This window comes from Burkholderia sp. CCA53, assembly GCF_001685525.1.
Taxonomy (GTDB): Bacteria; Pseudomonadota; Gammaproteobacteria; order Burkholderiales; family Burkholderiaceae; genus Burkholderia; species Burkholderia multivorans.
In genome coordinates this window covers 1,921,068-1,941,569 of sequence record NZ_BDDJ01000001.1, presented here as the reverse complement: position 1 = coordinate 1,941,569, position 20,502 = coordinate 1,921,068, and the positions used below count along the sequence as shown (strand labels likewise).

The following is a 20,502-nucleotide window of genomic DNA, read 5'->3' as shown; positions in this document are numbered from 1 at the left end:
GCGCGGGCCGGCCCGGCGACCGTGCGTCGCCGGACACCGCACGCGTCACGCGACGCCGTCGGGCGGCGCGACCGACTGCTCGATCGCACCGAAGATCGACTTGCCGGCCGGATCGAACATCTCGATGCGCACGGTGTCGCCGTAGCGCATGAATTCCGTCTGCGGCGCGCCGTGCTCGATCGTCTCGAGGCAGCGCTTCTCGGCGATGCAGCAGTAGCCGCGCTTCGCGTCCTTGTTCGATACGGTGCCGGAGCCGACGATCGAGCCCGCGCGCAGATTGCGCGTCTTCGCCGCGTGCGCGATCAGCTGGCCGAAATGAAACACCATGTCGGTGCCCGCGTCGGGCTGGCCGACCTTCTTGCCGTTCCAGTGGACGATCATCGGGCGGTGCACGCGGCCGTCGCTCCACGCGTCGCCGAGTTCGTCCGGCGTCACCGCGACCGGCGCGAACGCGGTCGCGGGCTTGCTCTGGAAGAAGCCGAATCCCTTCGCGAGCTCGGCCGGGATCAGGTTGCGCAGCGACACGTCGTTCACGAGCGTGACGAGCCGCACGGCCTTCAACGCCTCGTCCGGCGAGGCGCTCATCGGCACGTCGCCCGTGATCACCGCGACTTCCGCTTCGAAATCGATGCCCCACGCTTCGGACGGACACACGATGTCGTCGCGCGCGCCGAGGAAATCGTCGCTGCCGCCCTGGTACATCAGCGGATCGGTCCAGAACTCGGGCGGCATCTCGGCGCCGCGCGCGCGACGCACGAGCTCGACGTGGTTCACGTACGCGGAGCCGTCCGCCCACTGGAACGCGCGCGGCAGCGGCGCCATGCAGTGAGCGGGATCGAACGGAAACGCGCGGCGCGCGCGGCCGTGATTCAGCGCGTCGTACAGCTCGCGCAGCTGCGGCGCGTAGAACGCCCAGTCGTCGAGGACGCGCTGCAGCGTCGGTGCGATCGTGTCGGCGATCGCCGCGGTGTGCAGGTCGCGCGACACGACGATCAACTGGCCGTCGCGCGTGCCGTCCTTCAGCGAAGCAAGTTTCATAAGGGAATCTGCCGTTGTGGTGACGATGGAGGGAATCTATTTTACGATGGTGAATCCGCGCGGCGCGGGAGTCTCTCGCGCGCCGCTTCCGTCCCGATCCTTGCCGCGCTCCGCGCCCTGCTTCCATGTCCGCCAGCACGCTTCCCGACGACGATCTCGCCGATTCCGACACCGACGACGCCGCAGCCGGCGAGCACGGCGAGAAGGTGCGCTCGGGCATCCAGTCGATCGAGGTCGGCTTCCGGCTGCTCGACGTGCTGACGAGCGAGCCGCGCGCGATGATGCTGCGCGATCTCGCGCAGCGCGCGGGCATGAGCCCTGCGAAGGCGCACCGCTATCTCGTGAGCTTCCTGCGGCTCGGCGTCGTGTCGCAGGACCCTGTGTCGGGGCGCTACGAGCTCGGCGGCTTCGCGCTGCAGATGGGGCTCGCGCGGCTCGCGCGCGTCGACGGCGTGAAGCTCGCGCGTATCGCGCTGACCGAATTCCGCGATCGGCTCGACCAGACGGTCGGCATCGCCGTATGGGGCAATCAGGGGCCGACGATCGTGCACTGGATGGAATCGAGCCATCCGGCGAAGGCGTCGCTGAAGCTCGGCGACGTGATGCCGCTGCTCGGCTCCGCGACGGGCCTGCTGTTCGCTGCCTATCTGCCGCGCAGCAAGACCGCCGCGATGCTCGAACGCGAACTCGCCGACACGCGGCGCTCGCCGCATCACGGCGGCCCGCGCACGCTCGACGAGGTCGAAGCGATGCTCGCGGACGTGCGCGCGCACGAGGCCGCGCGCGTCGAAGGCATGCTGCTGCCGACCATTCACGCGTTCTGCATGCCGGTGTTCGATGCGGTCGGCGAACTCGCGCTCGGGATCGTCGCACTCGGCCACGAAGGCACGTTCGACATCGCGTGGGGCGGCGAAATCGACACCGCGCTGCGCGCATGCGCGCGCAAGCTGTCGTACGAACTCGGCTATAGTCCGGTCGCGCGCGACGCCTGATGCGCGCGACGCGCCGCGAACGCGCGGCGCATCCGACGGTCCGACGTGCGATGACGCGCGCGTCGCGCGTCCCAACCCCGTTCCGACTGCCGATGCCGCACGCCGACACCCGTCCTCGTCCCGCTTCGCTCCGCCGCTGGCGGCGCGTGGGCGTTGCGCTCGTCGTCGCGCTCGTGCTGCACGCGCTCGCCGCGCTGTGGCTCGTGCGCAACCGCGAGTCGTTCACACCGACGCCGCCGGCCGACGTGCCGGTCCAGGCCGAATTGCTGAAAACGCAGCCGATCGAGCGTGCGCCCGCGCCGCAGCCGCCTGCGCATGCAGCGCCGGCCGCGCCTGGGCCGGCCGCGCCTAAGCCGGCGCCCGCGGCGGCGCAGGAGCAGGTCTTGACGTCGACGCAGACCGACGCGCACGGCGCCCCGCCGGCCGCCGCGTCGGCCGCGAGCGGCGTGCCCGGCGCATCGTCGGCGCAGCCCGCATCGGCGCCCGCCGGCGCTAGCGGCGCGGCCACGCCCGGCCCCGCGACGCACGGCGTGAAGTTCGCGGTGCCGCCGTCCGGCGACCTGCAATACGACACGTTCTACAACGGGATGCAAAACATGATCGGTACGATCCACTGGCGCACCGACGGACGCACGTACGATCTGTCGGTGTCGATGCCCGTGCCGTTCATCGGGCCGTTCGACTACCGCAGCGAGGGCCGCATCGACGCCTTCGGCCTCGCGCCCGACCGCTACGTCGAAAAGCGCGGCCGGCGGCCCGAGGACATCGCGGTCTTCAATCGCGAGCAGCATCAGGTCGTATTCACGCGCACGCCGAACAACGCGCCGCTGCCCGACGGCGTGCAGGACCGCTTCAGCATGCTGATCCAGCTGTCGAGCCTCGTGCGCGGCAATCCGTCCGCGTACAAGCCGGGCGTCACGCAACAGTTCTTCGTGATCGACAACAACAGCGGCGAGAACTGGCCGATCGCGGTGATCGGCGACGAATCGGTGCAGACGCAGGGCGGCATCGTGCAGGCGCGCCATTTCATGCGGCTGCCGCGCCGCGACGGCGACACGCGACGCATCGACATGTGGCTCGCGCCGTCGGTCGGGTGGCTGCCGGTGCGGCTCGTGCAGACCGAGCCGAACGGTGCGCAGATCGAACTGCTGTGGCACGGCCCGCTCGCACCGCCCGACAAGCCCGCCGACGCGGCACCGGCCGCCGCAATGAACGCGCCTGCGGCTGCGACGCCGCCCGAGCCGGCGACGGCCGACGCATCGACGCCTGTCGCGTCCGCATCGGTGCCCGCGCAACCGCCGCCCGCGCCGGCCGAGCCGGTCGCATCGGCACCCGGCACGCCGTAAAACGACGCGAAATCGGCAATTTCGACCGATTAAAGATCGTCGTGAAATGGCCGATGACATTCTTTAACAACTATTTCAGTGCACCGGCCGACAATAGGAAACGTTTGATAAGTATCGGTTTCTAACCGAGACACCCCGCAACACGGGAACGGGGTGTGCAGCACAAGCCCCTTGAAACCGGCGAAGGCTGCCCCACGTAGGGGACAACAAGGCCAGATGCCACTGCGAAGAGGAGTGCCGCCATGCAAATGATCTACAACAGCCCCAACTACTGCGTCGTCGAATTTGCGCCGCAGGCCGGCCACCATCTGATGAATGCCGGCGGATACGAAATCGTCGACAAGAACGCGCAGCGCGAGATTTTCATCGACGGCGAACTGGCCGAGCGGTTCCGCGAGCACGTGAAGCAGCTGATCGAGGAAGAGCCGACGCTCGATGAAGTCGACGAATTCCTCGGACAGTTCGACAGCCTGATGATGATGCCCGTCGTTCTCCACTGACGGCTCACGGCCCGGCGCTTCGCGCGACCGGGCCATTTGCCGCGCATCGCGCGGCGTGCGAGCACTCCGATCATGCCCCAGCCCGGTTCGCCGGGCCGGGGCTTTTCGTTTGATGGCCGCGCCGCGCATCGGTTGCGCGGGCAACGCATCGCGCGTCGCACGCCGCCGTCGAACGCGTGATCGTGCAGCTGCGGCACGCCCCGCCTCCTGAGCCGCGCCGGTCGCGCGTCACGCCACGCCACGCCACGCCACGCCACGCCACGTCACGCACCACGCACCATACGCCCAGCGCCCACGCACCGCCCGCCGCGCCGCGCGAGGCCAGGCGGCCGCGCGGCGCACCGGCTACAATGTCGGTTTCCCGTCTTCGCCGCTCTTTCGCCATGTCCGCGACTCCTACCGCCGCTTCCGCCGCCCCGCTCGACGCGTCCTACACGCGCGGCGCCGAACTGCCCGCGCTGCTGAAATCGCGGATCCTGATCCTCGACGGCGCGATGGGCACGATGATCCAGCGCTACAAGCTCGACGAAGCCGCGTATCGCGGCGAGCGCTTCAAGGATTTCCCGCGCGACGTGAAGGGCAATAACGAGCTGCTGTCGATCACGCAGCCGCAGGTGATCCGCGAGATCCACGACCAGTACTTCGCGGCGGGCGCCGACATCGTCGAAACCAATACGTTCGGCGCGACGACGGTCGCGCAGGCCGACTACGGGATGGAAGACCTCGTCGTCGAGATGAACGTCGAATCGGCGAAGCTCGCGCGCGCGTCGGCCGCGCAGTACGCGACGCCCGACAAGCCGCGCTTCGTCGCCGGCGCGATCGGGCCGACGCCGAAGACGGCGAGCATCTCGCCCGACGTCAACGATCCGGGCGCGCGCAACGTGACGTTCGACGAGCTGCGCGAAGCGTACTACATGCAGGCGAAGGCGCTGCTCGACGGCGGCGTCGATCTGTTCCTCGTCGAGACGATCTTCGACACGCTGAACGCGAAGGCCGCGCTGTTCGCGCTCGACCAGCTGTTCGAGGACACCGGCGAGCGTCTGCCGATCATGATCTCGGGCACCGTGACCGACGCGTCGGGCCGCATCTTGTCGGGCCAGACGGTCGAGGCGTTCTGGAATTCGCTGCGCCACGCGAAGCCGCTCACGTTCGGCCTGAACTGCGCACTCGGCGCGGCGCTGATGCGCCCGTACATCGCCGAGCTCGCGAAGCTCTGCGACACGTTCGTCTCGTGCTATCCGAACGCGGGCCTGCCGAACCCGATGGCCGAAACCGGCTTCGACGAGACGCCCGACGTCACGTCGGGGCTGCTGCGCGAGTTCGCGCAAGCCGGCCTCGTGAACCTCGCCGGCGGCTGCTGCGGCACGACGCCCGAGCACATCGCCGAAATCGCAAAGGCGCTCGCCGACGTGAAGCCGCGCCGCTGGCCGAGCCAGTACAGCGAAGCCGCCTGATCCGACTGCCCGAAGCACGCCCCTCATTACACGAATTCGCACCGCCATGACCGATCACACGATGCGCCTTGCCGGCCTCGAGCCGTTCAACGTCACGTCCGGAACGCTCTTCATCAACGTCGGCGAACGCACCAACGTCACCGGCTCGAAGGCGTTCGCCCGGATGATCCTCAACGGCCAGTTCGACGAGGCGCTCGCGGTCGCGCGCCAGCAGGTCGAAAACGGCGCGCAGGTGATCGACGTCAACATGGACGAGGCGATGCTCGATTCGAAGGCGGCGATGGTGCGCTTCCTGAACCTGATCGCGTCGGAGCCGGACATCGCGCGCGTGCCGATCATGATCGACTCGTCGAAGTGGGACGTGATCGAGGCCGGTCTCAAGTGCGTGCAGGGCAAGGCGATCGTGAACTCGATCTCGCTGAAGGAAGGCGAGGACGCGTTCCTCCATCACGCGAAGCTGATCCGCCGCTACGGCGCGGCGGCCGTCGTGATGGCATTCGACGAGCAGGGCCAGGCCGACACGTTCGCGCGCAAGACCGAGATCTGCCGGCGTTCGTACGACGTGCTCGTGAACCGCTGCGGCTTTCCGCCCGAGGACATCATCTTCGATCCGAACATCTTCGCGGTCGCGACCGGCATCGAGGAGCACAACAACTACGCGGTCGACTTCATCGAAGCGACGCGCTGGATCAAGCAGAACCTGCCGTACGCGAAGGTGAGCGGCGGCGTGTCGAACGTGTCGTTCTCGTTCCGCGGCAACGATCCGGTGCGCGAGGCGATCCACACGGTGTTCCTCTACCACGCGATCCAGGCCGGGATGGACATGGGGATCGTCAACGCAGGCCAGCTCGGCGTGTATGCGGATCTCGATCCGGAGCTGCGCGAGCGCGTCGAGGACGTGATCCTGAACCGCCGCCCCGACTCCACCGACCGGCTGCTCGAGATCGCCGACAAGTTCAAGACCGGCGCCGCGAAGAAGGAAGAGAACCTCGAGTGGCGCAACCAGCCGGTCGAGAAGCGGCTCGCGCACGCGCTCGTGCACGGCATCACGAACTTCATCGTCGAGGATACCGAGGAAGCGCGCGTGAAGATCGCCGCGGCCGGCGGCCGCCCGATCAACGTGATCGAAGGGCCGCTGATGGACGGCATGAACATCGTCGGCGACCTGTTCGGCCAGGGCAAGATGTTCCTGCCGCAGGTCGTGAAGTCCGCGCGCGTGATGAAGCAGGCGGTCGCTCATCTGATCCCGTTCATCGAGGAAGAAAAGCGGCTGCTCGCGGAAGCGGGCGGCGACGTGCGCGCGAAGGGCAAGATCGTGATCGCGACCGTCAAGGGCGACGTGCACGACATCGGCAAGAACATCGTGTCGGTCGTGCTCCAGTGCAACAACTTCGAGGTCGTCAACATGGGCGTGATGGTGCCGTGCAACGAGATCCTCGCGAAGGCGAAGGTCGAAGGCGCGGACATCATCGGGCTGTCCGGCCTGATCACGCCGAGCCTCGAGGAAATGGCCTACGTCGCGTCCGAAATGCAGCGCGACGACTATTTCCGCGTGAAGAAGATTCCGCTGCTGATCGGCGGCGCGACGACGTCGCGCGTGCACACGGCCGTGAAGATCGCGCCGAACTACGAAGGCCCGGTCGTCTACGTGCCCGATGCGTCGCGCTCGGTGTCGGTCGCATCGAGCCTGCTGTCCGACGAAGGCGCGGCCAAGTACCTCGACGAGCTGAAGGCCGACTACGAGCGGATCCGCGATCAGCACGCGAACCGCAAGGCGCAGCCGATGGTGACGCTCGCCGAGGCGCGCGCGAACAAGACGAAGATCGACTGGGCGAACTACACGCCGGTGAAGCCGAAATTCATCGGCCGCCGCGTATTCAGGAACTACGACCTGAACGAACTCGCGAACTTCATCGACTGGGGTCCGTTCTTCCAGACCTGGGATCTCGCGGGCCCGTACCCGGCGATCCTGAACGACGAGATCGTCGGCGAATCGGCGCGCCGCGTGTTCTCCGACGCGAAGTCGATGCTCGCGCGGCTGATCCAGGGTCGCTGGCTGACCGCGAACGGCGTGATCGCGCTGCTGCCGGCGAATAGCGTCAACGACGACGACATCGAGATCTACACCGACGAATCGCGCACCGACGTGCTGCTCACGTGGCGCAACCTGCGCCAGCAGAGCGTGCGTCCCGTCGTCGACGGCGTGATGCGGCCGAACCGCTCGCTCGCCGACTTCATCGCGCCGAAGGAATCGGGCGTCGCCGACTACATCGGGATGTTCGCGGTGACGGCCGGCCTCGGTGTCGATGCGAAGGAAAAGCAGTTCGAAGCCGATCACGACGACTACAGCGCGATTATGCTGAAGGCGCTCGCGGACCGCTTCGCGGAAGCGTTCGCCGAAGCGATGCACGCGCGCGTGCGCCGCGAGCTGTGGGGCTATGCGAGCGACGAGACGCTCGACAACGACGCACTGATCGCCGAAAAGTACACGGGCATCCGCCCCGCGCCCGGCTATCCGGCATGCCCGGACCACCTCGTCAAACGCGACATGTTTGCCGCGCTGCACGCGGACGAGATCGGCATGAGCGTCACCGATTCGCTCGCGATGCTGCCGGCCGCGAGCGTGTCGGGTTTCTATCTCGCGCATCCGGACAGCCGCTACTTCTCGGTCGGGAAAATCGGTCAGGATCAGCTCGAGGACTACGCGCGCCGGATGGCGCTGTCGCTCGACGACGCGCGCCGCGCGCTCGCGCCGCAGCTCTGAATGCGGCCGCGCGCCGCGGCCGTTTCGTCAGACAAAAAAAGCCCGCGCGAACGCGGGCTTTTTGCTTCGTTGCGGCTCGTGCGGACGGCGGCGGTCGCAGTGGCGCTCAGAAGCCCCAGTGCACGTCGGCCTGAGCGGCCTTCGCTTCGCGCAGCATCGCGAGGAACGGCGCGACGCGCTGCGCGAGGCTCGGCGGCACTTCGTGGTGCGCGTGGTCGGCGTCGTCTTCATGGAAATGGCCGGCGTGCTCGGCGCGCTCCTGCTTCGCCTGCGCGACCGCGTCTTCCAGCTTCGCGATCGCGTGATCGAGTTCGTCGTGCGTAATCACGCCGCGTTCGCCGAGTTGCTTGCCGACGAGGCCCAGCACATACACGGCGAAATCCTTCAGCACGTCGAGATCCTGTGCCGCCTTGCTCTTGAACGTAATCATGACAATTCCCTTTTCATCTTGTTGTGCCTGCGGGGCGCGCGTTGCGGAACGCCGGCAGACCGGCGTCCGGCCTCGCGGACGCGGGGCGCCTGAGCGGCATATTAGCACCTGTTAAAATTCTGCGATCCCTGAAACGCGCGCCGCTGCGGCGCGCCGGCGGGCCGGCCCGGCCGTCCGCCACCAACGAAGCCTCCTATCAGCATGCTGCCAGCACAAAAACAGACCCTCGAAGCCCTGCTCGCGGATAGCGTTCAGCAGGTCGCACACGCGCTGAAAGGCGCCGACGCGGCAAACGCCGGCGTCGCGTTCGTCGCCCCCGCGATCACGCTCGAGCGACCGAAGGTTGCCGCGCACGGCGACGTCGCATGCAACGTCGCGATGCAGCTCGCGAAGCCGCTCGGCACGAATCCGCGCCAGCTCGCCGAGAAAATCGTCGCGGCGTTGACCGCGCAGCCGGGCGCGCAAGGCCTCGTCGAGAGCGCCGAGATCGCCGGTCCCGGCTTCATCAACCTGCGGCTCAGCGCCGCGGCCAAGCAGGCCGTGATCGGCGCGGTGCTCGAGCAGGGCCGCGCGTTCGGCACGTCGGATCGCGAAAAGGGCAAGCGCGTGCTGCTCGAATTCGTGTCGGCGAACCCGACCGGCCCGCTGCACGTCGGCCACGGCCGTCAGGCAGCGCTCGGCGATGCGCTCGCGAACGTGATCGCGAGCCAGGGCTATGCGGTGCACCGCGAGTTCTACTACAACGACGCGGGCGCGCAGATCGGCAACCTCGCGATCTCGACGCAGGCGCGTGCGCGCGGGCTGAAGCCCGGCGACGCCGGCTGGCCGGAAGCCGCCTACAACGGCGAATACATCGCCGACATCGCGCGCGACTACATGAACGGCGAGACGGTCGCCGCGAAGGACGGCGAGCCCGTGAAGGGCGCCGGCGACGTCGACGATCTCGACGCGATCCGCAAGTTTGCGGTCGCGTATCTGCGCCGCGAGCAGGACATGGATCTGCAGGCGTTCGGCGTGAAGTTCGACCAGTACTATCTCGAATCGTCGCTGTACAGCGAGGGCCGCGTCGAGAAGACGGTCGACGCGCTGATCAAGGCCGGCATGACCTACGAGCAGGACGGCGCGCTGTGGCTGCGCACGACCGACGAAGGCGACGACAAGGACCGCGTGATGCGCAAGTCCGACGGCACGTATACGTACTTCGTGCCGGACGTCGCGTATCACGTGACGAAGTGGGAGCGCGGCTTCACGAAGGTCATCAACATCCAGGGCTCCGACCACCACGGCACGATCGCGCGCGTGCGCGCCGGCCTGCAGGGGCTGCACATCGGCATCCCGAAGGGCTACCCCGACTACGTGCTGCACAAGATGGTCACCGTGATGCGCGACGGCCAGGAAGTGAAGATCTCGAAGCGCGCGGGCAGCTACGTGACGGTGCGCGACCTGATCGAATGGTCGGGCGGCGCGGCGCCGGGCCAGGAGGCGGCGCCCGATCTGATCGACGAAGCGACCATCACGCGCGGCCGCGACGCGGTGCGCTTCTTCCTGATCTCGCGCAAGGCCGATACCGAGTTCGTGTTCGACATCGATCTCGCGCTGAAACAGAACGACGAAAACCCGGTCTACTACGTGCAGTACGCGCATGCGCGGATCTGCTCGGTGCTCAACGAGTGGAAGTCGCGCTACAACGGCGAGCTCGCGCAACTGCCGCAGGCGGACCTGTCGCAGCTCACGAGCCCGCAGGCCGCGTCGCTGATGCAGAAGCTCGCCGAGTATCCGGACATGCTCACGCACGCGGCGAACGAGCTCGCGCCGCATGCGGTCGCGTTCTACCTGCGCGATCTCGCTGGCGAATTCCACTCGTTCTACAATGCGGAGCGCGTGCTGGTCGACGACGAAGCGCCGCGCAACGCGCGCGCCGCGCTGCTCGCGGCCACGCGGCAGGTGCTCGAGAACGGGCTGGCGATGCTCGGCGTGTCCGCGCCCGCCAAGATGTAAGCGGCCCGACGCGGCCGGCGAACGGCCGCGGCAGCGCCCGCGGCGCGCACGCGCCGCATGCGTGCCTCCGGCAGGCACGCGTGCGCAGGTGTGCGTGCCGCGACCTTTTCACGATTCTTTTTGCAGGTGACTCAAGCAATGGCACAACCACGCCGCACGTCGAAGCAATCGAAACAAGCCGGAGGAACATTTCTGGGCATCGTGCTGGGCCTGATCGTCGGCCTCGCGATCGCCGTGGTGGTGGCGCTCTATATCACGCGTTCGCCGTCGCCGTTCGTGTCGAAGGTCGCGCCGCCGCCCGCCGACAACGGCGCGAGCCAGGCGCAGCCGTTCGATCCGAACCGCGCGCTGCAAGGCAAGACGCCCGGCCAGCCGGTGCCGCAAGCCGCGCAGCCGGCACCGCCGAACACCGCGCCGGGCCAGGCCGCGAACCAGACGCAAGGCGGGTTGCTGCCCGAGCCGCAGATCGTCGAAGTGCCGCCGTCGGGCAACACCGGCAGCACCGGTTCGAGCGGCACGACGGCGTCGAACAACGGGTCGAACAACGGTGTCGCGGTCCCGCCGAAGACCGCCGACAATCCGCCGCCGAAGAAGCCGCAGCCGCCCGCGGCCGACGACGACCTCGGACGTTTCGCCGCACAAAAGCAGGCGCAGCAGCAGGCCGCCGCGCAGAAGCAACAGCAGCAGCAACAGCAGGCGGCGAACACGGCGAAGCCGACGTCGCCGACCTCGTCGACCTCGTCGACCACCGCTGCGGCGAAGCCGCCGACCGCGAACGATGCGAACACGGGCTACTTCCTGCAGGTCGGCGCTTACAAGACCGAAAGCGACGCCGAGCAGCAGCGTGCGCGTCTCGGCTTCCAGGGCTTCGAATCGAAGGTGTCGAAGCGCGACGTGAGCGGCGTCACGTATTTCCGCGTGCGTGTCGGCCCGTTCTCGAAGTTCGAGGATATGAACTCGGCCCGTCAGCGCCTGTCCGACGCTGGTGTCGACACGGCAGTGATCCGTTTCACGAAGCAGTAAGCATCCGGCCGCGCCCACGCAGAACCCGTTACGTTTCGTAACCCGAACAACCGATTCGACGTACACAACATGAAAAAACTGCTTAGCACGCTTCTTCTGTCCCTGGGCCTCGCGGCCGGCTTCGCGCAGGCGTCGCCGGCGGCGCCCGTCGCCGGCAAGGACTTCGAGGTGATGAAGTCGCCGCAGCCGGTGTCCGCGCCGGCCGGCAAGGTCGAAGTGATCGAGTTCTTCTGGTACGGCTGCCCGCACTGCTACGAGTTCGAGCCGACGATCGAAGCGTGGGTGAAGAAGCAAGGCGGCAACATCGAGTTCAAGCGCGTGCCGGTCGCGTTCCGCGACGATTTCGTGCCGCACTCGCGGCTCTATTACGCGGTGTCCGCGCTCGGCATCGCCGAGAAGGTCACGCCGGCGATCTTCAACGCGATCCACAAGCAGAAGAACTATCTGCTGACGCCGCAGGCACAGGCCGACTTCCTCGCGACGCAGGGCGTCGACAAGAAGCAGTTCATGGATGCGTACAACTCGTTCAGCGTGCAAGGCCAGGTCAAGCAGTCGGCCGAGCTGCTGAAGAACTACGCGATCGACGGCGTGCCGACGATCGTCGTCCAGGGCAAGTACAAGACGGGCCCCGCCTACACGAACAGCATCCCGGGTACCGCGCAGGTGCTCGACTTCCTCGTGAAGCAGGTTCAGGACAAGAAACTCTGATCCCCGCCCGCGCGCCGGCATGACTACTCCGCTGAAGGTCTTCATCACCGGCGCGTCGAGCGGCCTCGGCCTCGCGATGGCCGAGGAATACGCCCGCCAGGGCGCCGTCCTCGCCCTCGTCGCGCGACGCACCGACGCACTCGATGCGTTCGCGCGACGCTTTCCGAAGCTCTCCGTTTCCGTCTACCGCGCCGACGTGCGCGATGCCGACGCGCTCGCCGCCGCGGCCGCGTCGTTCATCGCCGCGCACGGCTGCCCGGACGTCGTGATCGCGAACGCCGGCATCAGCCAGGGCGCGGTGACGGGCCAGGGCGATCTCGCCGCGTTCCGCGACGTGATGGACATCAACTACTACGGCATGGTCGCGACGTTCGAGCCGTTCGTCGGTCCGATGACGGCCGCGCGCCACGGCACGCTGGTCGGCGTCGCGAGCGTTGCCGGCGTGCGCGGGCTGCCCGGCTCCGGTGCGTACAGCGCGTCGAAATCGGCGGCGATCAAGTATCTCGAGGCACTACGCGTGGAACTGCGCCCGGCCGGTGTCGCGGTCGTGACGATCGCGCCCGGCTACATCCGCACGCCAATGACCGAGCACAACCCTTACCCGATGCCGTTCCTGATGGACGCCGACCGGTTCGCCGCCCAAGCGGCCCGCGCGATCGCGCGCAAGCACGCGTTCCGCGTGATTCCGTGGCAGATGGGCGTCGTCGCGAAGGTGCTGCACGTGCTGCCGCGCTGGCTGTACGACCGTCTGTTCGAAAAGGCGCCGCGCAAGCCGAGAGCCCGCGCGCACTGACTTTCCCCGCCGCTCGGCGTGCGCGCCGTCGACCAACGCGCGTCGAACGCGGGCGTGCAATGGCGGTGTTGCCCTCTCACGCTTGCGCTCCTCCTGCCGAATCGCATCTCGTCGCACTGCCGTGTGATCGCTTTTCCGCTGTTCGCAACGGCCCTGCACCGCCGCTACTCGCTCCGCTGTCCGCACCGCTACCCACCGCTCTTTCGCCGCCCCGGCAGCCGTTCCGGCGCCAACGCAGCCGTATTCCCGCCAATTCGCCGCGTTCGGTCGCCTTTTTTCACGCCGCGCGCGCTTTGACGGTATGCTATCCGGCAGCCGCGCCGGCCCGCCGCCGTGATCGCGCGCCGGCCATTCGTCATCCGCAGAACGCACAAGTCACGAGGGAGATTCCATGCAGGTCAAGCTGTTCGCCGCGGCCGCCGTCGCCGCCGCACTCGCCGCCCCCGGCCTCGTCGCGGCCAAGCCGCTCACCGTCTGCACCGAGTCGAGCCCGGACGGCTTCGACGTCGTCCAGTACAACTCGCTCGTCACGACCAATGCGTCGGCCGACGTGATCTTCAACACGCTCGTGTCGTACGACGAAGCCGCGAAGAAGGTCGCGCCGGCGCTCGCCGACAAGTGGGAAGCGAGCGCGGACGGCCTCACGTACACGTTCCATCTGCGTCCGAACGTTGCGTTCCAGACGACCGACTACTTCAAGCCGAGCCGCCCGCTCAACGCCGACGATGTCGTGTTCACGTTCAGCCGGATGCTCGACGACGCGAATCCGTGGCACAAGGTCGCCGGCGCGAGCGGCTTCCCGCACGCGCAGTCGATGGGGCTCGCGAAGCTCGTGAAGTCGGTCTCGAAGGTCGACGATCTCACGGTGAAGTTCGTGCTGAACGAACCGAACGCGACCTTCGTGCCGATCCTGACGATGGGCTTCGCGTCGATCTACTCGGCCGAATACGCGGACCAGCTGCTGAAGGCCGGCAAGCAGGTCGACCTGAACGCGAAGCCGATCGGCACCGGCCCGTTCGTGCTGAAGAGCTACACGAAGGACGCGCTGATCCGCTACGACGTGAATCCGTCGTACTGGGGCGCAAAGCCGAAGGTCGACCGGCTGATTTACGCGATCACGCCCGATCCGTCGGTTCGCCTGCAGAAGCTGAAGGCCGGCGAATGCCAGATCGCGCTGTCGCCGAAGCCGCAGGACGTACTTGCCGCGAAGGGCGAAAGCGCGCTGAAGGTCGTGCAGACGCCCGCGTTCATGACGGCGTTCGTCGCGCTGAACACGCAGAAGAAGCCGCTCGACAACGCGAAGGTGCGCGAAGCGCTGAACCTCGCGTTCGATCGCGCGACCTACCTGAAGGTCGTGTTCGACAACACCGCGACGGCCGCCAACAACCCGTATCCGCCGAACACGTGGAGCTACGCGAAGGACGTCGCGCCGTATCCGTACGATCCGGCGAAGGCGAAGCAGCTGCTCGCGCAGGCCGGCTTCCCGAACGGCTTCTCGACGACGATCTGGACGCGTCCGACCGGCAGCGTGCTGAACCCGAACCCGAAGGCGGGCGCCGAGCTGCTGCAGGCCGACCTCGCGAAGATCGGCGTGAAGGCCGACGTGAAGGTCATCGAATGGGGTGAGCTGATCAAGCAGGCGAAGCTCGGCCAGCATGACATGCTGTTCATGGGCTGGGCCGGCGACAACGGCGATCCGGACAACTATCTGACGCCGCTGTTCAGCTGCAACGCGGTGAAGTCGGGCATCAACTTCGCGCGCTTCTGCGATGCGCAGCTCGACAAGCTGATCGCCGAGGGCAAGGCGACGGCCGATCAGGGCAAGCGCACGAAACTGTACGAATCCGCGCAGAAGATCATTCACGACCAGGCGCTGTGGATTCCCCTCGGCTATCCGACCGCCGCCGCCCTCACGCGCGCGAACGTCAGCGGCTATCGCGTGAGTCCGTTCGGACGGCAGAACTTCGCGACGGTCGCGGTGCAGTAACGCCGCGGCACGCGCGGGCAGCGGCTCGCGCCGCTGCGGCGCGATGCAGCCCGTGCACGCGTGAGGCGAGAAGCGCGCGCGCTCAGCGCGCGATGCGGAACCGCAGCACGCCGTCGTCGCCCTGCTCGCGTACGAGTTCGCCGGCCAGCCACAGCAGGTTCAGATGGGCGATCGCTTCGCCGAGCGCGAACGTCATCTGATGGATATCGAGCTCGCGGCGGCGGAACATGATCGGCACGATGTCGGCCGCGCTCATCGGCCGTTCCGCGCACGCGACGCGCACTTCGTCGAGCCGCGCGTCGTGATGCGCGCGCAGCTGCGCGATGCGCGTGCGCACGCCGCGAAACGGCTTGCCGTGCGACGGCAGCACGAGCGTGTCGGGCGCCATCGTCTCGTAGCGGCCGAGCGACTGCAGATAGAGCGCGAGCGGGTTCGCTTCCGGCTCCAGATCGAACACCGACACGTTCGTCGAGATCCGCGGCAGCACCATGTCGCCCGAAATCAGCACGCCGTCCGCTTCGCTGTGCAGCGCGCAATGTTCAGGCGAATGGCCGTAGCCGGTCACGACGCGCCACGTGCGCGTGCCGATCGTCACGGCGTCGCCGTCGCGCAGGCGCCGGTAGCGCGGCGGCACGGCCGGCACGAGGTCCGAGTAATAGCTGCGGCGGTTGCGCAGCTTGTCGAGCGACGCGGCGTCCGTCAGCCCGTGGCGCGCGAAATGGTCGGCCGCAGCCGCGCCGCCTGCGTTCGATCCGTTGCCGGCCGCCATCAGGCAGCCGAACATGTATTCGCCGAGCGTCATCCATAGCCGCACGTTCCAGCGCCGCTTGTCGCCGCCTTCGCAGAGCCAGTTCGCGAGACCGAAGTGATCGGGATGGCAGTGCGTGACGATCACGCGCAGCACCGGCAGGCCGTCGAGGTGCGCGTCGAAGATCTGTTCCCAATGCGTGCGGATCGCGTCCGATGCGATCCCGCAGTCGACCACGGTCCAGCCCGCCTGCCCGTCGATCTCGTCACGCAGCAGCCACAGGTTGATGTGATCGAGCGAAAACGGCAGCGGCATGCGTAGCCAGCGTACGCCGGGCGCGACCTCGAACGTGTCGCCCGCAGCGGGCAGCGTGTCGGCGAACGGATAGTCGAGTTGGTGTTCCAGTGCGTTCATCGGTGGGGCGTCTCGTCGTTATGTCGGTGCGAAGCGCGGACGGCCAAGCCGCCGCGGGCGTTGCGTCGATTCTATCGCTGCGGCGCAAAACCCGTAGCGGGCGCGGCGCCGACGCACGAAAAAAGTTCGTGCCGGAATCGGCTCAGTAGCGGCATCATTGCGCGAAGATGCTCCGAACGGCGCCGAACGGCCGCCAACATGCCGATTCGCGCACGCGGGCGTGCCGCGCCGGGTGTCATGGAAACGGCGACTTGGGCGCTAAAATGGCGCCTGGAGCGAACAGTCCCCCGCCCCTTTTGAGCGAGCCTGCACGCAATGAATCACTTCCCCAAACTGCTGTCGTCGCAGATCGGCTTCGACGTCGCACAGTCGATGCTCGAGTACTTCGACCGCCACTACCGGATCTTCCGCGAAGCGGCCGTCGAAGCGAAGGCGCTGTTCGAGCGCGCCGACTGGCATGGGCTGCAGCGGCTCGCGCGCGAGCGGATCACGTCGTACGACGAGCGCGTGCAGGAGTGCGTCGAGGTGCTGCAGGACGAATACGACGCTGAGAGCATCGACGACGAAGTCTGGCAGCAGATCAAGCTCCATTACATCGGTCTGCTGACGTCGCACCGCCAGCCCGAGTGCGCGGAAACCTTCTTCAATTCGGTGTGCTGCAAGATCCTGCACCGGTCGTATTTCAACAACGACTTCATCTTCGTGCGCCCGGCGATCTCGACCGAATACCTCGAGAACGACGAGCCGGCCGCGAAGCCGACGTATCGCGCGTACTATCCGGGCACCGACGGGCTGGCGGTCACGCTCGAACGGATCGTCACGAACTTCCAGCTCGAGCCGCCGTTCGAGGATCTCGCGCGCGACATCGCGTGCGTGATGCAGGCGATCCACGACGAATTCGGCCGCTTCGACGAAGCGCCGAATTTCCAGATCCACGTGCTGTCGTCGCTGTTCTTCCGCAACAAGAGCGCGTACATCGTCGGCCGCATCATCAACGCCGATCGCGTGCTGCCGTTCGCGGTGCCGATCCGCCACGTGCGGCCCGGACTGCTCGCGCTCGACACCGTGCTGCTGCGCCGCGACCTGCTGCAGATCATCTTCAGCTTCTCGCACTCGTACTTCCTCGTCGACATGGACGTGCCGTCCGCGTACGTCGATTTCCTCTGCACGATCATGCCCGGCAAGCCGAAGGCCGAGATCTACACGTCGGTCGGGCTGCAGAAGCAGGGCAAGAACCTGTTCTACCGCGACCTGCTGCATCACCTGTCGCATTCGAGCGACCGCTTCATCGTCGCGCCGGGGATCAAGGGCCTCGTGATGCTCGTGTTCACGCTGCCGTCGTTCCCGTACGTGTTCAAGATCATCAAGGATCACTTCCCGCCGCCGAAGGAAACGACACGCCGGCAGATCATGGAGAAGTATCTGCTCGTGAAGCGCCACGACCGGCTCGGACGCATGGCCGACACGCTCGAATATTCGAGCGTCGCGCTGCCGCTCGCGCGGCTCGATCACGCGCTGGTGCGCGAACTCGAGAAGGAAGTCCCGTCGCTGCTCGAGTACGAGGGCGACAATCTCGTGATCAAGCATCTGTACATCGAGCGCCGGATGACGCCGCTGAACCTCTATTTGCAGAACGGCACCGACGCGGAAGTCGAGCACGGCGTGAAGGAATACGGCAACGCGGTGAAGGAGTTGATGAAGGCCAACATCTTCCCCGGCGACATGCTGTACAAGAATTTCGGCGTCACGCGCCACGGCCGCGTCGTGTTCTACGACTACGACGAGATCGAGTACCTGACCGACTGCAACGTGCGCCGCGTGCCGCCGCCGCGCAACGAAGAAGACGAGCTGTCCGGCGAACCGTGGTATACCGTCGGCCCGCACGATATCTTTCCGGAGACCTACGGTCCGTTCCTGCTCGGCGATCCGCGCGTGCGCGCCGCGTTCCTCAAGCATCACGCCGACTTCTTCGATCCGGCGCTGTGGCAGGCGAGCAAGGACAAGCTGCTGCAGGGCGAACTGCCCGATTTCTTTCCGTACGATGCGTCTCTGCGCTTCTGCGTACGCTATCCGGAGCGCTTTCGCGCGACGGACGAGCGTGCGCCGGCGCGCGGCGCGCAGCGTGCGGCCTGATGTGTTTCACCCGAACCGATATCGAACGATTCACGATGACGGACACCACCACGATGAATACCCAAGATCACCCGCTCTCCCACCTGTTCGACAACAACGACGCCTGGGTCAAGCGCCAACTCGCCGACGATCCGCAGTTCTTCGCGCGCCTCGCCGATCAGCAGGCGCCGGAGTACCTGTGGATCGGCTGTTCCGACTCGCGCGTGCCGGCGAACCAGATCATCGGCCTGCCGCCGGGCGAAGTGTTCGTCCACCGCAACATCGCGAACGTCGTCGTTCACACCGACCTGAACTGCCTGTCGGTGATCCAGTTCGCGGTCGACATCCTGCGCGTGAAGCACATCATGGTGGTCGGCCACTACGGCTGCTCGGGCGTGAACGCGGCCCTGCACAACCGCCGCGTCGGCCTCGCCGACAACTGGCTGCACCACGTGCAGGACGTGCGCGAGCGCCACGCGGCGCTGCTCGACGAATGGCCGGTCGGCGAAGCGCGCTATCGCCGCCTGATCGAGCTGAACGCGATCGAGCAGGTCGTCAACGTCTGCCGCACGACGATCGTCAACGACGCATGGGCGCGCGGCCAGTCGCTGACCGTGCATGCACTCGTGTACGGCGTGCACGACGGCCGGATGCGCAACCTCGGGATGGCCGTGTCGAACTTCGATTCGCTCGAGGAGACGTATCGGCGCTGCGTCGCGTCGCTGACCGCGCGCGGCGAACACGCGCCGGACAACGACATCATCGCGGCCGACGCCGCGCGGCTCGATGCGGTCGCGCAGTCGGTCGCCGATACGCTGAAGCACGGCGACGGCAACTGCTGAGCGCCGAACGCGTGCGTCGCGACGCACCCATCGCGTCGCGCGCCGCGATCGTCCCGCGACGCGCCGGCATCGCACCGTAAAAGGAGCGGCGAACATGAAAACCGTACTGATCGTCGGCGCATCGCGCGGCCTCGGCCGCGAGTTCGTCCGGCAATACCGGCGCGACGGCTGGAACGTGATCGCGACCGCGCGCGACGACGCGTCGCTCGCAGCGCTGCGCGCGCTCGGCGCGCACGCGCATGCGCTCGACATCACGCAGCCCGAGCGGATCGCCGCGCTCGGCTGGCAGCTCGACGGCGAACGGCTCGACGTAGCCGTCGTCGTATCGGGCATCTACGGGCCGCGCACCGAAGGCGTCGAAACGATCGCCTCCGACGATTTCGATACGGTCATGCATACGAACGTGCGCGGGCCGATGCAGTTGCTGCCGATCCTGCTGCCGCTCGTCGAGGACGCGCGCGGCGTACTCGCCGTCGTGTCGAGCCGGATGGGCAGCATCTCGGAGGCGACCGGCACGACTGGCTGGCTCTATCGCGCGAGCAAGGCCGCACTGAACGACGTGCTGCGCATCGCGTCGCTGCAGACGCGCCATGCCGCCTGCATTTCGCTGCACCCGGGCTGGGTGCGCACCGACATGGGCGGCGCGCAGGCCGCAATCGATCCGGCGACGAGCGTGACGGGCATGCGCCGCGTCATTGCCGAGGCCGGCGCCGACGTCTCGCAGTCGAACGGCCGATTCTTCCAGTACGACGGCGTAGAGCTGAGCTGGTGAGCGCCATTCACAACGCTTCGTCGTTAATTCCTGTTACGCATGATTCCGAACCGACCTGATGCCTGCCCGTGCGGCGGCGCGTCCCCCGCAACGTCCGGCAAAGCCACGCCGCCGCGCTATGCGGACTGCTGCGGCCGCTTCATCGACGGCGGCGCGCCCGCGCCGAGCGCACTCGAGTTGATGCGTTCGCGGTATACCGCCTACGTGCTCGGCGCCGTCGACTACCTGCGCGCGACCTGGGACGCGCGCACTTGCCCGCCGGATCTCGACATCGACCCCGACGCGCCCGACGCGCCGCGCTGGCTCGGGCTCGCGATCAAACGCCACGCGACGCTCGACGAAACGCATGCCGAGGTCGAATTCGTGGCCCGCTACAAGGTGGGCGGCCGCGCGTACCGGCTGCACGAGACGAGCCGCTTCACGCGCGACGAACACGGTTTCTGGCGCTATGTCGACGGCGATGTAAGCGAGCGCTGACAAATACTTGCTGTGTCAGACGCCGGGTAATTCCTGCATTGCACAACCTGAATTTGTCGGGCTAGGATGGCCTTCGATCGGGTCTGTTGCATGGCAGGGCTTAC

Annotated in this window: 17 protein-coding genes; 14 read left to right on the top strand and 3 right to left on the bottom strand. The window is 67.3% G+C overall.

Annotated features, from left to right (window positions below):
• Positions 1-45: 45 nt before the first annotated feature.
• The gene (locus BCR55_RS09025; protein WP_053296785.1) at positions 46-1,038 is read right to left on the bottom strand and encodes a fumarylacetoacetate hydrolase family protein; all 993 of its coding nucleotides are present in this window, start codon (positions 1,036-1,038) and stop codon (positions 46-48) included.
• 125 nt (positions 1,039-1,163) lie between these two features.
• Between BCR55_RS09025 and BCR55_RS09020 the strand changes: the two genes are divergently transcribed.
• From BCR55_RS09020 to metH, 5 genes are all read left to right on the top strand, one after another.
• On the top strand, positions 1,164-2,030 hold the full coding sequence (locus BCR55_RS09020) for an IclR family transcriptional regulator (RefSeq protein ID WP_053296784.1): 867 nt from the start codon (positions 1,164-1,166) through the stop codon (positions 2,028-2,030).
• A 92-nt stretch (positions 2,031-2,122) separates the two neighbouring features.
• A complete protein-coding gene (locus BCR55_RS09015) occupies positions 2,123-3,376 on the top strand; it encodes a DUF3108 domain-containing protein (protein ID WP_172820304.1) in 1,254 nt (417 codons plus the stop codon).
• 242 nt (positions 3,377-3,618) lie between these two features.
• Entirely contained in the window at positions 3,619-3,876 is a 258-nt protein-coding gene (locus BCR55_RS09010; protein WP_006398119.1) for a DUF3567 domain-containing protein, read from the top strand.
• 383 nt (positions 3,877-4,259) lie between these two features.
• On the top strand, positions 4,260-5,330 hold the full coding sequence (locus BCR55_RS09005; protein ID WP_065494484.1) for a homocysteine S-methyltransferase family protein: 1,071 nt from the start codon (positions 4,260-4,262) through the stop codon (positions 5,328-5,330).
• Between the two features lie 46 nt (positions 5,331-5,376).
• The gene (gene metH / locus BCR55_RS09000) at positions 5,377-8,094 is read left to right on the top strand and encodes a methionine synthase (protein WP_065494483.1); all 2,718 of its coding nucleotides are present in this window, start codon (positions 5,377-5,379) and stop codon (positions 8,092-8,094) included.
• Between the two features lie 106 nt (positions 8,095-8,200).
• On the opposite strand, the gene BCR55_RS08995 is transcribed toward metH, so the two are convergent.
• Positions 8,201-8,524, bottom strand: coding sequence for a DUF1840 domain-containing protein (locus BCR55_RS08995; RefSeq protein WP_006407093.1), 324 nt, complete (start codon positions 8,522-8,524; stop codon positions 8,201-8,203).
• 201 nt (positions 8,525-8,725) lie between these two features.
• Here BCR55_RS08995 and argS point away from each other — a divergent pair, with 201 nt between their 5' ends.
• The 5 genes from argS (at position 8,726) to BCR55_RS08970 (ending at position 15,033) form a co-directional block, all read left to right on the top strand.
• A complete protein-coding gene (argS, locus tag BCR55_RS08990; protein WP_006407094.1) occupies positions 8,726-10,522 on the top strand; it encodes an arginine--tRNA ligase in 1,797 nt (598 codons plus the stop codon).
• A 138-nt stretch (positions 10,523-10,660) separates the two neighbouring features.
• A complete protein-coding gene (locus BCR55_RS08985; RefSeq protein ID WP_035488825.1) occupies positions 10,661-11,545 on the top strand; it encodes an SPOR domain-containing protein in 885 nt (294 codons plus the stop codon).
• Positions 11,546-11,614: 69 nt separating this feature from the next.
• Positions 11,615-12,253 (top strand): thiol:disulfide interchange protein DsbA/DsbL, encoded by a 639-nt coding sequence (locus tag BCR55_RS08980; protein ID WP_006398112.1) that lies wholly within the window; start codon positions 11,615-11,617, stop codon positions 12,251-12,253.
• Between the two features lie 19 nt (positions 12,254-12,272).
• Complete coding sequence (locus tag BCR55_RS08975) at positions 12,273-13,046, top strand: SDR family oxidoreductase (RefSeq protein ID WP_006407096.1); 774 nt, start codon at positions 12,273-12,275, stop codon at positions 13,044-13,046.
• Positions 13,047-13,437: 391 nt separating this feature from the next.
• Complete coding sequence (locus tag BCR55_RS08970; RefSeq protein ID WP_006407097.1) at positions 13,438-15,033, top strand: ABC transporter substrate-binding protein; 1,596 nt, start codon at positions 13,438-13,440, stop codon at positions 15,031-15,033.
• 82 nt (positions 15,034-15,115) lie between these two features.
• On the opposite strand, the gene BCR55_RS08965 is transcribed toward BCR55_RS08970, so the two are convergent.
• Positions 15,116-16,195 carry an MBL fold metallo-hydrolase gene (locus tag BCR55_RS08965; protein WP_006410863.1) on the bottom strand — a complete coding sequence of 360 codons (1,080 nt, stop codon included), beginning with the start codon at positions 16,193-16,195 and terminating at the stop codon, positions 15,116-15,118.
• Positions 16,196-16,510: 315 nt separating this feature from the next.
• Between BCR55_RS08965 and aceK the strand changes: the two genes are divergently transcribed.
• The 4 genes from aceK to BCR55_RS08945 all read left to right on the top strand — a co-directional run bounded on the left by aceK (position 16,511) and on the right by BCR55_RS08945 (position 20,398).
• Positions 16,511-18,328, top strand: a complete 1,818-nt coding sequence (aceK, locus tag BCR55_RS08960; protein ID WP_012212617.1) for a bifunctional isocitrate dehydrogenase kinase/phosphatase — start codon at positions 16,511-16,513, stop codon at positions 18,326-18,328.
• 53 nt (positions 18,329-18,381) lie between these two features.
• Positions 18,382-19,149 (top strand): carbonate dehydratase, encoded by a 768-nt coding sequence (gene can, locus BCR55_RS08955; RefSeq protein WP_035488935.1) that lies wholly within the window; start codon positions 18,382-18,384, stop codon positions 19,147-19,149.
• A gap of 94 nt (positions 19,150-19,243) precedes the next feature.
• Positions 19,244-19,921 (top strand): SDR family oxidoreductase, encoded by a 678-nt coding sequence (locus BCR55_RS08950; protein WP_053296779.1) that lies wholly within the window; start codon positions 19,244-19,246, stop codon positions 19,919-19,921.
• A gap of 39 nt (positions 19,922-19,960) precedes the next feature.
• On the top strand, positions 19,961-20,398 hold the full coding sequence (locus BCR55_RS08945) for a YchJ family protein (protein WP_053296778.1): 438 nt from the start codon (positions 19,961-19,963) through the stop codon (positions 20,396-20,398).
• Positions 20,399-20,502 lie beyond the last annotated feature (104 nt).

Coding starts and splice junctions, on each gene's coding strand:
- BCR55_RS09025 (WP_053296785.1), bottom strand. CDS start 1,038: ATGAAACTTGCTTCGCTGAAGGACGGCACGCGCGACGGCCAGTTGATC.
- BCR55_RS09020 (WP_053296784.1), top strand. CDS start 1,164: ATGTCCGCCAGCACGCTTCCCGACGACGATCTCGCCGATTCCGACACC.
- BCR55_RS09015 (WP_172820304.1), top strand. CDS start 2,123: ATGCCGCACGCCGACACCCGTCCTCGTCCCGCTTCGCTCCGCCGCTGG.
- BCR55_RS09010 (WP_006398119.1), top strand. CDS start 3,619: ATGCAAATGATCTACAACAGCCCCAACTACTGCGTCGTCGAATTTGCG.
- BCR55_RS09005 (WP_065494484.1), top strand. CDS start 4,260: ATGTCCGCGACTCCTACCGCCGCTTCCGCCGCCCCGCTCGACGCGTCC.
- metH (WP_065494483.1), top strand. CDS start 5,377: ATGACCGATCACACGATGCGCCTTGCCGGCCTCGAGCCGTTCAACGTC.
- BCR55_RS08995 (WP_006407093.1), bottom strand. CDS start 8,524: ATGATTACGTTCAAGAGCAAGGCGGCACAGGATCTCGACGTGCTGAAG.
- argS (WP_006407094.1), top strand. CDS start 8,726: ATGCTGCCAGCACAAAAACAGACCCTCGAAGCCCTGCTCGCGGATAGC.
- BCR55_RS08985 (WP_035488825.1), top strand. CDS start 10,661: ATGGCACAACCACGCCGCACGTCGAAGCAATCGAAACAAGCCGGAGGA.
- BCR55_RS08980 (WP_006398112.1), top strand. CDS start 11,615: ATGAAAAAACTGCTTAGCACGCTTCTTCTGTCCCTGGGCCTCGCGGCC.
- BCR55_RS08975 (WP_006407096.1), top strand. CDS start 12,273: ATGACTACTCCGCTGAAGGTCTTCATCACCGGCGCGTCGAGCGGCCTC.
- BCR55_RS08970 (WP_006407097.1), top strand. CDS start 13,438: ATGCAGGTCAAGCTGTTCGCCGCGGCCGCCGTCGCCGCCGCACTCGCC.
- BCR55_RS08965 (WP_006410863.1), bottom strand. CDS start 16,195: ATGAACGCACTGGAACACCAACTCGACTATCCGTTCGCCGACACGCTG.
- aceK (WP_012212617.1), top strand. CDS start 16,511: ATGAATCACTTCCCCAAACTGCTGTCGTCGCAGATCGGCTTCGACGTC.
- can (WP_035488935.1), top strand. CDS start 18,382: ATGAATACCCAAGATCACCCGCTCTCCCACCTGTTCGACAACAACGAC.
- BCR55_RS08950 (WP_053296779.1), top strand. CDS start 19,244: ATGAAAACCGTACTGATCGTCGGCGCATCGCGCGGCCTCGGCCGCGAG.
- BCR55_RS08945 (WP_053296778.1), top strand. CDS start 19,961: ATGATTCCGAACCGACCTGATGCCTGCCCGTGCGGCGGCGCGTCCCCC.